The sequence below is a fragment of the Vibrio sp. 10N.222.55.C6 genome (assembly GCF_041473395.1).
GTDB lineage: Bacteria > Pseudomonadota > Gammaproteobacteria > Enterobacterales > Vibrionaceae > Vibrio > Vibrio crassostreae_C.
This window is the reverse complement of sequence record NZ_JBFRSD010000002.1, coordinates 242,054-253,936: the sequence shown is the minus strand read 5'-3', so window position 1 is coordinate 253,936 and position 11,883 is coordinate 242,054. Positions and strand designations below refer to the sequence as shown.

General features: G+C 43.7%; 11 protein-coding genes. 5 read left to right on the top strand and 6 right to left on the bottom strand.

Annotated elements, in window-relative coordinates; genetic code table 11:
* Positions 1-13 precede the first annotated feature (13 nt).
* Positions 14-331, top strand: a complete 318-nt coding sequence (locus tag AB4486_RS02835; protein WP_017062099.1) for a DUF2007 domain-containing protein — start codon at positions 14-16, stop codon at positions 329-331.
* Between the two features lie 131 nt (positions 332-462).
* Here AB4486_RS02835 and AB4486_RS02830 read toward each other — a convergent pair whose 3' ends face one another.
* The 4 genes from AB4486_RS02830 to topA form a co-directional block, all read right to left on the bottom strand.
* The gene (locus AB4486_RS02830; protein ID WP_017062100.1) at positions 463-1,260 is read right to left on the bottom strand and encodes an alpha/beta fold hydrolase; all 798 of its coding nucleotides are present in this window, start codon (positions 1,258-1,260) and stop codon (positions 463-465) included.
* A gap of 285 nt (positions 1,261-1,545) precedes the next feature.
* Positions 1,546-3,000, bottom strand: coding sequence for a glycogen synthase GlgA (gene glgA, locus AB4486_RS02825; protein ID WP_372116432.1), 1,455 nt, complete (start codon positions 2,998-3,000; stop codon positions 1,546-1,548).
* The gene (gene glgC / locus AB4486_RS02820; protein WP_080582251.1) at positions 2,990-4,219 is read right to left on the bottom strand and encodes a glucose-1-phosphate adenylyltransferase; all 1,230 of its coding nucleotides are present in this window, start codon (positions 4,217-4,219) and stop codon (positions 2,990-2,992) included. Before glgC ends, glgA begins: the two co-directional genes overlap by 11 nt.
* A gap of 523 nt (positions 4,220-4,742) precedes the next feature.
* Positions 4,743-7,373 carry a type I DNA topoisomerase gene (topA, locus tag AB4486_RS02815; RefSeq protein ID WP_372116430.1) on the bottom strand — a complete coding sequence of 877 codons (2,631 nt, stop codon included), beginning with the start codon at positions 7,371-7,373 and terminating at the stop codon, positions 4,743-4,745.
* Between the two features lie 439 nt (positions 7,374-7,812).
* Between topA and AB4486_RS02810 the strand changes: the two genes are divergently transcribed.
* Complete coding sequence (locus tag AB4486_RS02810; RefSeq protein ID WP_017062104.1) at positions 7,813-8,058, top strand: YciN family protein; 246 nt, start codon at positions 7,813-7,815, stop codon at positions 8,056-8,058.
* A gap of 61 nt (positions 8,059-8,119) precedes the next feature.
* Here AB4486_RS02810 and aroA read toward each other — a convergent pair whose 3' ends face one another.
* Positions 8,120-9,400: a 3-phosphoshikimate 1-carboxyvinyltransferase gene (gene aroA, locus AB4486_RS02805; RefSeq protein WP_017062105.1), complete on the bottom strand. Its 1,281-nt coding sequence runs from the start codon at positions 9,398-9,400 to the stop codon at positions 8,120-8,122.
* Between the two features lie 162 nt (positions 9,401-9,562).
* Complete coding sequence (locus tag AB4486_RS02800; protein WP_004736438.1) at positions 9,563-10,018, bottom strand: glycine zipper 2TM domain-containing protein; 456 nt, start codon at positions 10,016-10,018, stop codon at positions 9,563-9,565.
* 53 nt (positions 10,019-10,071) lie between these two features.
* On the opposite strand from AB4486_RS02800, the gene aat reads away from it, so the two are divergent.
* The 3 genes from aat (at position 10,072) to infA (ending at position 11,780) form a co-directional block, all read left to right on the top strand.
* Entirely contained in the window at positions 10,072-10,782 is a 711-nt protein-coding gene (aat, locus tag AB4486_RS02795; protein ID WP_372116428.1) for a leucyl/phenylalanyl-tRNA--protein transferase, read from the top strand.
* A complete protein-coding gene (locus AB4486_RS02790) occupies positions 10,782-11,480 on the top strand; it encodes an arginyltransferase (protein WP_065585123.1) in 699 nt (232 codons plus the stop codon). The genes aat and AB4486_RS02790 overlap by 1 nt, the downstream gene beginning before the upstream one ends.
* Positions 11,481-11,561: 81 nt before the next feature.
* Positions 11,562-11,780, top strand: a complete 219-nt coding sequence (gene infA / locus AB4486_RS02785) for a translation initiation factor IF-1 (protein WP_001040192.1) — start codon at positions 11,562-11,564, stop codon at positions 11,778-11,780.
* Positions 11,781-11,883 lie beyond the last annotated feature (103 nt).

The following is an 11,883-nucleotide window of genomic DNA, read 5'->3' as shown; positions in this document are numbered from 1 at the left end:
AGGTTCTATTTCAATGAAAATCTTCAGTGCATCGAATCCGACAGAAGCTCATATCATCTGTGGATTGTTAGAAAGCGAGAATATTGCCTGTGAAGTCCGTGGTGAGGGGTTGTTCGGATTAAAGGGGGAAATCCCATTCACTGAAGAAACTGACCCTTACGTATGGTTATATGAGCCAGAATTGGCCAGTAAAGCTCGCATGCTCGTCAATGACTACCAAAAGCAGCAAGATTCGATCATCTATGAAGAGTGGCGTTGTGGTGAGTGTCATGAAGTCAACGAAGCGCAATTCGGCTCTTGCTGGCAGTGCGGTGCTGCCTCACCTGAATAGCAGGGTTTCAGTGACCTGATAGAACGATTCGGTCAGATACCTCCTCCAATTAAAAACGGGAAGCTAAAGTTAGCTTCCCGTTTTTATTTCAATTCGATTAACTCATCATCTTTGATTTCACGCCTAGAAAATCACTGAATTTGTTTTTGAATAAACGCAATCGAACGCTGATTAAACTCTTCAGGGTTTTCCACGTTACACACGTGTCCACAATTCGGGATTTCTACTAGCTCACTCGATTCATGCGCTGCAACCATTTCTTTTACAGGCTTAATAAACATGTAGTCACGTTCACCCATCAAATAAAGAGTCGGTATTGGTAGCTCTCTATCTTTAAAATATTTCATCAAGGGGTTTACATCAGCCGTTAAGATAAACCAGCGTTTAAATTCTTTCTGGCACAGTTTTTTGGCTTCGCGGATAAAAAGGTGACGAGACTCTTTTTGGCTTTTTTGTGGCATCACAACATAAGCAAAAAGGCTGTATAACCACATGTAAGGAATGATGTGCTTGCTGAGGTTACCCAACTTGATTAACACTTGAGAGCGAGTGTTTAGCTTGGTGACAGCGCCACCCAGTACCATTGAACGTACACGGCCAGCCGCCAGTTCGGCAACGTTACGCACAATAATCGTGCCCAAAGACATGCCAACGAAATGTGCAGAACGGATCTTAAGATGGTCTAACACTTTAAGAATATCAAGCGTCACCGATTTGAACGTATAACGATTCGAAATCAGCCCTTTAAGTATATTGTCTGATTTACCGTGCCCTCTCAGATCAATGAGAAGTAAGTTGAAATGCTGTTTATACGCTTTGATCTGCTTGAACCAGATGGAGGAACTGCCTCCTGCGCCATGCACAAATACAACCCACTCATCGCTCGTAGGGTGAGTAAATGTTTTATGAAATAGTAAACTCTCAGACATACCTATCGCTTTAATTATTGGAATGGAGCTATGCCTCATCACGAGGCGATGACTAAGGATACCACGCTATTAAGAACTTTAAGTGATAATAGTGTCAAACCTATCATTAGTCATGTGAATACCTACCTCACCTTTTCTACCTGACTAAAATGAGTTTGCAAGCTTTGTCTTCGTAAACGTGATGTGCTCTGACCAGGAAACCAAAAGGCACTCTACAATTAGAGCGCCTTCATTTAGTACGAGCGGCAGTTGCTCGCCAGCTAACTTTAAAGCTAAGTCAACAAGTTAAAATGCTGAATGATACATAGCTAGGTATTCTTTAGCCGCATCTTCCCAACTAAAATCTTGCTGCATCGCATAAAGCTGAACACGCTTAATTTCAGATGGGTTTTGTGCGTAAAGCAGTAATGAACGATGTAACACAGCCAATAACGCTTGCGGTGTTGGCTCTTCAAAAGCAAACCCAGTCGCGACTTCAGGATCTTCATCGTAATCATTCACGCTGTCTTTTAAACCTCCCACAGAACGAACAATCGGCAAAGTACCGTAAGCCATGCTGTAGATTTGGTTTAAGCCACACGGTTCAAATTCCGAAGGCATCAAGAAGAAATCAGAGCCTGCTTCAACCAAGTGCGCAAGTTCATTATTGTACGCTTCTACGAACGAGAACTTATCTGAGTGAAGCGCTGATAGCTCTTTCAATTGACTCGCCAAAACCGGATCGCCAGTACCGACAATCACGATCTGAAGATCATTTTTCAAAAACTGTTCGATGATAGGCAGTAAGTAATGAACACCTTTTTGATTCGTCAAGCGACAAACCATGCCATAAACCGCGCAATCGGCAACGGGTAAACCTACATCTTGTTGCAGTTTTTGCTTACAAGCTGATTTTCCGCGAGCCATGCTGTGCTTGGTCGCTTTGTATTTACGAGGAAGGAAAGCATCAGTTTCCGGATTCCAAGCCCCATAATCACACCCATTCAAAATGCCGAACAGATCAGCAGATCTGTGTTGGAATTCTGCAGCCATACCGTGGCTACCTAATTCCGTTTTCAACTCTTCTGCATAGGTAGGACTTACTGCGTTCACTTTATCCGCACACATCACTCCAGCTCTTAGCATAGTGACATGAGTGTCACTCACTGAAGCTTCAGGCGCATGGTAACTGTGCATCTCTGGCAGGAATTGAAGTTCATCGTATGCGAACACACCTTTGAAAACCGCATTGTGGATCGAGATAACACTGCGCGTATTTTCAAAGAAATCGTGTTGTTGATAACGCGATTTAAGCAAGAAAGGAACGAAACCAGTATGCCAGTCATTTGCATGAATGACATCCGGTTGAAAACCAAGCTTAGGAAGCATATCAAGACAGGCTGCACTAAAGAACGAGAAGCGCTCTCCGTTATCAGCATAAGCTTGATTGTTTTCTGCGTACATTTCCGGGCGGTCGAAATACTTGGCACATTCAATACCAAAAACTGGAACGCCTTCTACGCTCAGTTTTTTAACTTGATAAGCCGTATGAGGCCAATGATCGAGTTCAGTCGATAAAATAACTTCTGCTGAATCAATGTTTGGAATGTTTCTATATGCGGGGATAGTCACTCGAACGTCCTGTTCGAGTGTTTGCAACGCTTTCGGCAGTGCCTTGGCTACATCAGCCAAGCCACCACTTTTAATCAAGCCTTCAACTTCAGACGCTACAAAAAGTACCGAGAGAGTCTTAGTAACCAACTCGTGCTCCTTTAGAAATCACTACAACACCATCGTCAGATACGTGGTAATGCTTTTTGTCTTCTGTCAGATTCACACCAATCTGTGTACCCGGTGCGATGTCTGCATCTTTATCAATGATAACGCGGCGCAAGATACAACCCTCACCCACTTTTACATCACCGAGTAAGATACTTTCGCTGATATCACACGCTGATGCGATATTGCTGCGGAAGCCCAATACACTCTTTTCAATACGCGAACCACGTACATAACTACCGCTACACACAAGGCTATCAATGATCTGAATTCGACCATTTGCCGAATCAGTAAACGTAGCTGGTGGTAGTGGCGGGTAATAAGTGTGTAGAGGCCATTTACGGTTGTATAGCGAGAATGGCGCATCTTTCTTAAGAAGGTCCATGTGCGCTTGCCAGTACGCGTCAATCGTACCTACATCGCGCCAGTAAACTTCTTCTTTCTCACCAGTAATACGGTTGGTGCTGAAATCATAAACAAACACGTCACCACGTGGGAACATGTTTGGAATAATGTCTTTGCCGAAATCGTGTGTCGAACCTTCTCTATCAGCATCTTCCGTTAGTTCAGCAAAAAGCTCTTTCGCTTCGAACACGTAGTTGCCCATTGAAACGAGCGCTGATTCTGGATCGCCCGGGATCGACTTCGGATTTGCAGGTTTCTCTTCAAAGCCAATCATACGGCCGTCAGCATCAACCTCAATAACACCGAATTCTGATGCTTCAGCAAGCGGCATGCGCAATGCTGATACTGTTAGAGCCGCTTTCTTCTCTTTATGGAAATCAAGCATCTGTTTGATGTCCATCTTATAAATATGGTCTGAACCAAAAATACATACTTGATCAGGTTCTTCCAACTCCATAAAGCCCATGTTTTGGTAGATAGCATCTGCTGTGCCTTCATACCAACGCTTTCCTTTACGCATTTGCGCAGGAATTGGGTCGATAAAACGGTCTGTTATACCACTGATATTCCAGCCTTTTTTCATATGGTGGAACAGTGACTGTGACTTAAATTGTGTTAATACGTAGATCTTCATTAGATCAGCATTAACGAAGTTGTTCAAAGCGAAATCAATTAAGCGGTAACTACCACCGAAAGGAACCGAGGGTTTGCTGCGAGATTCAGTTAAAGGTCTTAAGCGAGAGCCTTCACCACCAGCAAGAATCATTCCCAATACACCAGCCATTTTATTCTCCATATATCTATAGCTTGTCGATGTTAGTACTCGTAGAGGTATCTTCCTCTGGGGGATGAGCACCAACACTTATTTCGGTATTTAGCGAATATCCATTCACATACAGTGACAATATCCTAAGCCAAACGTTGTTATGTGTGCACTATTCTTTGCACTTGGTTTTATATACGTTATCGACTTTTTGGCCGAATTCAATTTTTAATACGCCATTCTGTGGTACGTAAGCTGATTGCTTTCCTAAGACTTAAAGCAGCTCACACTACACCGTCCAGACGAAACATTACATTAACACCCGACACACATCAGGTATACAACTAAACGCTGATCTGTGAGTTACAATATTTTAATTAAGTTACATTTTCGTTAAAGTTGCATAAGAAGATATGATTAATTGCCGCCATTAATTTCGCGGTGTGAATTTAATAAATCCCCACCGACGAAACACCAGGTCAACGAGTTGCATATTTAGTCATATTGAGATCAAAAAAAGCAGCCATTAGGCTGCTTTTTCATCAATAACGTTCAGTTATTTCTCTTTAGGCTTTTTACGCTTATCCGTAACTTCCCACTTACCGTCGATGTACAACGCAGTCCAACCGGACGGTTTTCCATCTACTTCAGTACGCACGTAGTTTTCTTTGGTCTTACGACTAAAACGAACCACTGTCGGCTTACCATCAGGGTCAGCAACTGGCGCTGATGCTAGGTATTGGAACTTAGGTGAGATACGGTCTTTAAAACGAACCAGCTCTTCCACTAATGGTGCACGTGTTTCACGTGATTTAGGGAAGTTGCTCGCAGCCATAAATAGACCAGAAGCACCATCACGAAGAACAAAGTACGCGTCTGAATTTTCACACGGAAGTTCAGGGAAATGCACCGGGTCTTCTTTTGGTGGCGCAACTTCGCCATTTTTCAGAATCTTACGAGTGTTCTTACAATCTTCACTCGTACAGTCCATGTATTTACCAAAACGACCGTTCTTCAGAACCATGTCAGAACCACACTTGTCACACTCAACAAGTGGACCATCGTAGCCTTTCACTTTAAATTCGCCGTGCTCAACCACATAACCTTCACAGTTCGGGTTGTTACCACATACGTGCATCTTACGCTTATCATCGATTAGATAGGCATCCATTGCCGTTTCACAAATAGGACAACGCTTTTTAGCTCGAAGTGCTGCTGTTTCAACGTCTTCTTCAAGCACGTTGATAATGCCTTCTTCATCACCAAGATTGATTGTTGTCTTACAACGCTCTTTTGGTGGAAGTGCATAGCCAGAACAACCAAGGAATACGCCTGTCGAAGCAGTACGAATACCCATTTTACGGCTACAAGTCGGACACTCAATATCGGTTTCCACGATATGATTTGGCTTCATGCCACCAGCGTCTTCGTCTAAGTCTGCTTTTTCCAAATCGCCAGTAAAGTCTTCGAAGAAGTTATCTAGCACGCCTTTCCAGCTTGCTTCGCCTTCTGCGATTTGGTCCAACTTCTGCTCCATACGAGCAGTGAAGTCGTAGTTCATTAGGTCATTGAAGCTGCCGTCTAGACGGTCAGTAACAATTTCACCCATCTTCTCAGCATAGAAACGACGCTGTTCAACTTTTACATAACCACGATCTTGAATCGTCGAGATGATTGATGCGTATGTTGAAGGACGACCAATACCACGCTTCTCAAGCTCTTTAACTAGCGCCGCTTCAGTGAAACGAGCCGGTGGCTTAGTGAAGTGCTGTTTAGGGTCTAGCGCGATCAGATCGAGCTTATCGCCGATCTGTACTGCTGGAAGGATCGTATCTTCGTTCTTACCCATTGGACGCTGAACACGAGTCCAACCATCAAATTTAAGGATACGACCTTTCGCTTTCAACGTGTACTCATCGGCTTTAACGCTTACTGTCGTTGAATCGTATTGAGCTGGCGTCATTTGACACGCTACGAATTGATTCCAAATTAGCGAGTAAAGCTTGTGTGCGTCTGCGTCTACGCCGTTTAGATCTTCCGACTTAACATCTACACTTGAAGGACGAATCGCTTCGTGGGCCTCTTGAGCGCCCTCTTTGCTGCCGTATGCAAGTGCTTTAGGTGGAAGGTATTGCACGCCGTACTCAGAACCAATGTATTCACGAGCGGCTTCTACAGCTTCTGAACTCAAGTTGGTTGAGTCAGTACGCATATAAGTGATGTAACCCGCTTCATACAGGCGTTGAGCCAGCATCATGGTTTTCTTTACGCCATAACCAAGACGCGTACTCGCCGCTTGTTGCAGCGTCGACGTGATGTAAGGTGCAGACGGCTTACTCTTTGTTGGGCGGTCTTCACGTTTACATACTTCGTATTGCGCTTTTTCTAAAACGCTAACAGCAGCTTGTGTTTGCGCTTCATTTTCAGGTTTAAACGCAACACCGTCTTTCTGCGCTACTTGCAGTCTAAAGTCGGTTTTCTCGGCTGTTTTAGTATCAGCATGCACATCCCAGAACTCTTCAGGGATAAAGGCGTTGATCTCGCGCTCACGCTCTACCAGTAGTTTTACCGCTACTGATTGAACACGGCCAGCGGACAGGCCTCGTGCTACTTTTTTCCAAAGCAGAGGTGACACCATAAAGCCAACAACACGGTCCATAAAACGTCGTGCTTGTTGTGCGTTTACGCCATCAATATTTAGCTCACCTGGAGTTTCGAAAGCTTGTTGAATAGCATTCTTGGTGATTTCGTTAAAAACCACTCGCTTGTATCGCGTTTCATCGCCACCGATGATCTCACGAAGGTGCCATGCGATAGCTTCTCCTTCGCGGTCCAAATCGGTTGCGAGATAAACATGGTCTGCGTTCTCAGCCAGTTTTTGCAATTCAGCGACGACTTTCTCTTTACCAGGTAGGATTTGGTAGTTCGCTTCCCACTCTTTATACGGGTTGATACCCATCTTTTTGATAAGAGCTTTGCGATCTTTTTCTTTCTTGATACGAGCTTTGTCTTCTGGGCTCATACCCTTGGTTGAAACTGCAGCAGCCTTTTGACCAGTACTTTGACCTGCCGTTGGTAAATCACGTACGTGACCTACACTCGACTTAACGACAAAGTCTTTGCCAAGATATTTATTGATAGTTTTAGCCTTGGCTGGCGACTCCACTATAACGAGCGATTTACCCATATTGACTCTAACGTCCTTAATCACGATGCTTCAGCACCAACAATTTAGCTTGTGGGCTTTTACGCATGATATTCTAAATTCATTGCTTCTTTTTTTACTATTGTGCGAGATTACTAGAAGATCAACCGCTTTTTTCAAAATTGGATCTGATCGCTCGACAATTCGACGACTCATAGATAAAAGGGTCACAATATAAAGAAGCTATAAAGTACTCACTAAGAATACTTGCAAGAGCCTATTCATCAGGCATTACGTCTAAACGGGCTCATACTAAGCTTGTCCGCGAATCTAACGCGAGCCCCATTCAATTATTTTTGCCGTAAATCACAAAATAAATTGTGGATGTTTGAAAAGACTCTCTTAATCGGTTGTGAAATCATTGAATTTCTAGTTCGACACCATAAACTCAACGTTATATTCAGTTATCAGAGATAAACTCATGACAAAGAAAGTAATAGCAGAATTTGATTTACTGCTTATCGCAAACCAAATTATCCAATCACATGATGACTACATTGAAGGCATGCGCGCAAACAGCGTAGTAGAAAAAGACGATGTACTCGTCTTCAAAGGTGAATACTTCTTAGACAGCAATGGAATGCCGACAGAGAATACAACCGCGGTATTTAACATGTTTAAATACTTAGCGCACCACCTTTCGAAAGAATTTACAATTCAGCAATAATTAAAAAGCTTGCCACTTAGGCAAGCTTTTTTGTTCCTAAACCTTTACATACTAAGCATTTTTATAGACTTAGCATTTTCAGCTTGTCGAAATAATCAGGGAATGTCTTTGACGTACAACCTGGATCATTAATCGTCACAGGCGTATCGCTCAAAGCAACCAGCGAGAAACACATCGCCATACGGTGATCATCGTAAGTATCAATCGCCGCATGAGTCAGTTCAGCCACAGGGTTAACAATAATGTAATCTTCACCCTCTTCCACTTCAGCGCCGACTTTGCGTAGCTCTGTTGCCATTGCAGCCAAGCGGTCTGTCTCTTTCACACGCCAGTTGTAGACATTACGGATTGCCGTTGTGCCTTTCGCAAACAATGCGGTTGTCGCGATAGTCATCGCAGCATCTGGGATATGGTTATAGTCCATATCAATGCCTTTCAGCTCGCCACAACGAGAAATAACGTAGTCGTCACCCCATTCGATTTCCGCACCCATTTTCTCAAGCGCATCAGCGAATTGGATATCACCTTGGATACTGTTTTTACCAATACCAGTGACCTTAATCTCACCACCTTTGATAGCAGCGGCTGCAAGGAAATATGACGCAGATGATGCATCACCTTCAACCAAGAAATCACCCGGTGCCGAGTAAGATTGCCCGGTAGGAATCACAAACTCTTGGTAATCATTATTGATCACGTCCACACCAAATTGCTTCATGATGTGCAGCGTAATATCGATGTAAGGTTTAGAAACCAATTCACCGTCAATTTTAATGGTCACTTCACCTTCAGCTAAAGGCGCAGCCATCAAAAATGCCGTCAAAAATTGACTAGAGATCGAACCGTCGATAGAAACCGTACCGCTCTTCAAACCGGTACCTGTGATCTTCAATGGCGGGTAGTTTTCGTTCTCTAAATATTCAACGTCGGCACCGGCTTCTCGTAGTGCTGTTACTAAGTGGCCAATTGGGCGCTCTTTCATACGAGGCTCACCAGTAAGAACGTATTCACCGCGACCTAAACATAGTGCAGCCGCCAACGGACGCATCGCCGTACCCGCATTACCTAAGAAAAGCTCTAGGGCTTTGTCACTTGAAAATGCACCACCAACACCTGTCACTTCACAAACGGTTTTGTCTGCAGACAACTGATAATCAACACCTAACTGAGTCAATGCATTCAACATATGACGAATATCATCACTGTCTAGCAAGTTTGTTAGGCGAGTGGTTCCCGTAGAAAGTGCAGCCAAAAGAAGTGCACGGTTGGAAACGCTTTTTGAACCAGGTAGGTTAACTTCCCCGTTCACTTTTTGAATTGGTTGTAACGTAAGGCTTTCCATTAAATCTTATAGTCCTTGTACCACCCGAAGTCACTGGTGCGTATTTATTTTCGGGTGATGAATAATTCTTCGTACTTGCAGACTAACGAACTTTTCCAACGAACTCCAGAGCTAATCCGGCCCAAACCGGTGATTAATTAGCCAATCAATCGTATTTATATACTAGTACACGAGATCAACTCGAACACCATCTGAAAAATAGAGAATTCGTACATCATCGCCTCGGTTGAACAGCATCGAGTTATCGACATCTTGGATAATGTTGACCAACTTGTCGTCTTTGGTTTTGACCAATAACTCGACCAGTTTGTACTCTACTTTATATTGTGTGTTACCTCGGTTACGAGCAATACCCGCACCTGCTACTGCACCTACAGCTGTCGCCACTTCTTTACCAGTACCGCCGCCAAACTGGTTACCAATCAAGCCACCAATCGCCGCACCTAACAAGGTTTCCCAACCATTCGCTTTCGACTCAACGATCTCTTGCTGAGTGATGTATCTGACCGTATCAATCTCACCATAAACCACCTCGTTTACTGGTCGAGCTTGGTTTCTGTTGTAAGCTGCATTTGCCAACATGGGCAAAACAAGTAAAATCCAAAGCAACTTCTTCATGGTAAAACTCCTAAAGACCTCTTGGTCAGTGATTAATCTGTAATGCGGTACTTATGACTATATACCTAACCGAACTTGATACTACTAGTATAGAGTTTCCTTCGCCTTTCGACGCGCTTGATGACCCCAACGGTCTGCTCGCCTTCGGTGGTGATTTATCACCAATGCGAATTTTAAACGCTTATAGCCAAGGTATATTTCCATGGTATGGCCCAAGTGAGCCTATACTTTGGTGGAGCCCTGCACCGCGAGCGGTATTTAATCCTAAGACATTCGAACCGTCAAAAAGTCTTAAAAAGTTTCAAAGAAAGCACAATTACCGAGTCAGCATCAACCAAGCGACGGACAGAGTAATTGGTTATTGCTCTTCACTAAGACCCGAAGAAGAAACCTGGCTAAACAGCGACATGCAGTCAGCCTACCGCAAACTCGCTTCATTAGGTTTCTGCCACTCGGTTGAGGTTTGGCAAGATGATGAACTGATCGGTGGACTTTACGGCTTACAAAGAGGCCAAGTCTTTTGCGGTGAATCGATGTTCAGCCTAAAGACCAATGCCTCTAAAATTGCGCTGTGGTACTTTTGTAAACACTTTACCCGATTCGGCGGACAACTGATTGATTGCCAAGTCATGAACCCTCACTTGGAATCCTTGGGCGCTATCGAGGTTGATAGGGATGAATTCCTAGGCTCTCTGCAATTACTCAAAGAGTTCTCCGTTGACGATGCATGCTTTAAAACCCAATGGCTAAAGGAAATGCCTTAATGAATCCAGATTTACAACAAATCAGAATTGGATTAACAGACAATCACGCTTGCAGCTACTTACCTCACTTCGAAGAGAGAGTGGCGGTCACGCTTGACGAACACATGCACACCTCAGATAACTATGAAGTTCTGCTTGCGAATGGATTTCGCCGCAGTGGTTCAACCATTTATAAGCCACATTGCGATAATTGCTCAGCATGCCAAGCGATTCGGCTTTCAATTCCTGAGGTTAAGCTTTCCAAAAGCCAACGACGGATCCTTAACAAAGGAAAATCACTACGTTGGGAACTGAAAGATGAGATGGATGACAACTGGTTTGACTTATACAGTCGCTATATCACCGCTCGTCACCGTTCGGGAACCATGTACCCACCCAAGAAAGAAGAGTTTCTACAATTCTCTAAAAATGAGTGGCTTACTACAAAGTTCATGCACATCTATGATGAGAACAAGTTGGTTGGTATCGCCGTAACCGACATCATGGCTCACTGTACGAGCGCGTTTTATACCTTCTTCGATCCTGATATAGACATTTCGATGGGAACACTTGGCGTTCTATTTCAGATCCAACATGCCCAGAAAGAACAAAAACAATGGTTATATTTGGGTTATCAAATCGATGAATGCCCTGCGATGAACTATAAAGTACGATTTCAACGTCATCAAAGGCTAGTAAATCAGCGGTGGCAAGGGTAGAATACGCGACAACTTTACATATTTTGATTTTAACGGCACAATCAAGCCGTTGAAAACCGCCAAATTTCGAAAGAGGATTAGATGGCTAAAGAAGACGTAATCGAGATGCAAGGCACTGTCCTTGATACTCTACCAAACACAATGTTCCGTGTTGAGCTTGAAAACGGTCACGTAGTGACAGCACACATCTCTGGTAAAATGCGTAAGAACTACATCCGTATTCTTACTGGTGATAAAGTAACTGTTGAGATGACTCCATACGACCTTTCTAAAGGCCGCATCGTCTTCCGTGCTCGTTAATTTTTAATTAGCGAATACAATAAGAAGCGGAGCTTAAGGCTCCGTTTTTTATTGCCTGAGCTTTTTACTACACAAGCACATCAATCTCGCATCTCGCATCTCG

Excerpts from the sequence above, each read along its gene's own strand:
- AB4486_RS02835 (WP_017062099.1), top strand. The coding sequence starts at position 14 with ATGAAAATCTTCAGTGCATCGAATCCGACAGAAGCTCATATCATCTGT.
- AB4486_RS02830 (WP_017062100.1), bottom strand. The coding sequence starts at position 1,260 with ATGTCTGAGAGTTTACTATTTCATAAAACATTTACTCACCCTACGAGC.
- glgC (WP_080582251.1), bottom strand. The coding sequence starts at position 4,219 with ATGGAGAATAAAATGGCTGGTGTATTGGGAATGATTCTTGCTGGTGGT.
- topA (WP_372116430.1), bottom strand. The coding sequence starts at position 7,373 with ATGGGTAAATCGCTCGTTATAGTGGAGTCGCCAGCCAAGGCTAAAACT.
- AB4486_RS02810 (WP_017062104.1), top strand. The coding sequence starts at position 7,813 with ATGACAAAGAAAGTAATAGCAGAATTTGATTTACTGCTTATCGCAAAC.
- aroA (WP_017062105.1), bottom strand. The coding sequence starts at position 9,400 with ATGGAAAGCCTTACGTTACAACCAATTCAAAAAGTGAACGGGGAAGTT.
- AB4486_RS02800 (WP_004736438.1), bottom strand. The coding sequence starts at position 10,018 with ATGAAGAAGTTGCTTTGGATTTTACTTGTTTTGCCCATGTTGGCAAAT.
- aat (WP_372116428.1), top strand. The coding sequence starts at position 10,072 with ATGACTATATACCTAACCGAACTTGATACTACTAGTATAGAGTTTCCT.
- AB4486_RS02790 (WP_065585123.1), top strand. The coding sequence starts at position 10,782 with ATGAATCCAGATTTACAACAAATCAGAATTGGATTAACAGACAATCAC.
- infA (WP_001040192.1), top strand. The coding sequence starts at position 11,562 with ATGGCTAAAGAAGACGTAATCGAGATGCAAGGCACTGTCCTTGATACT.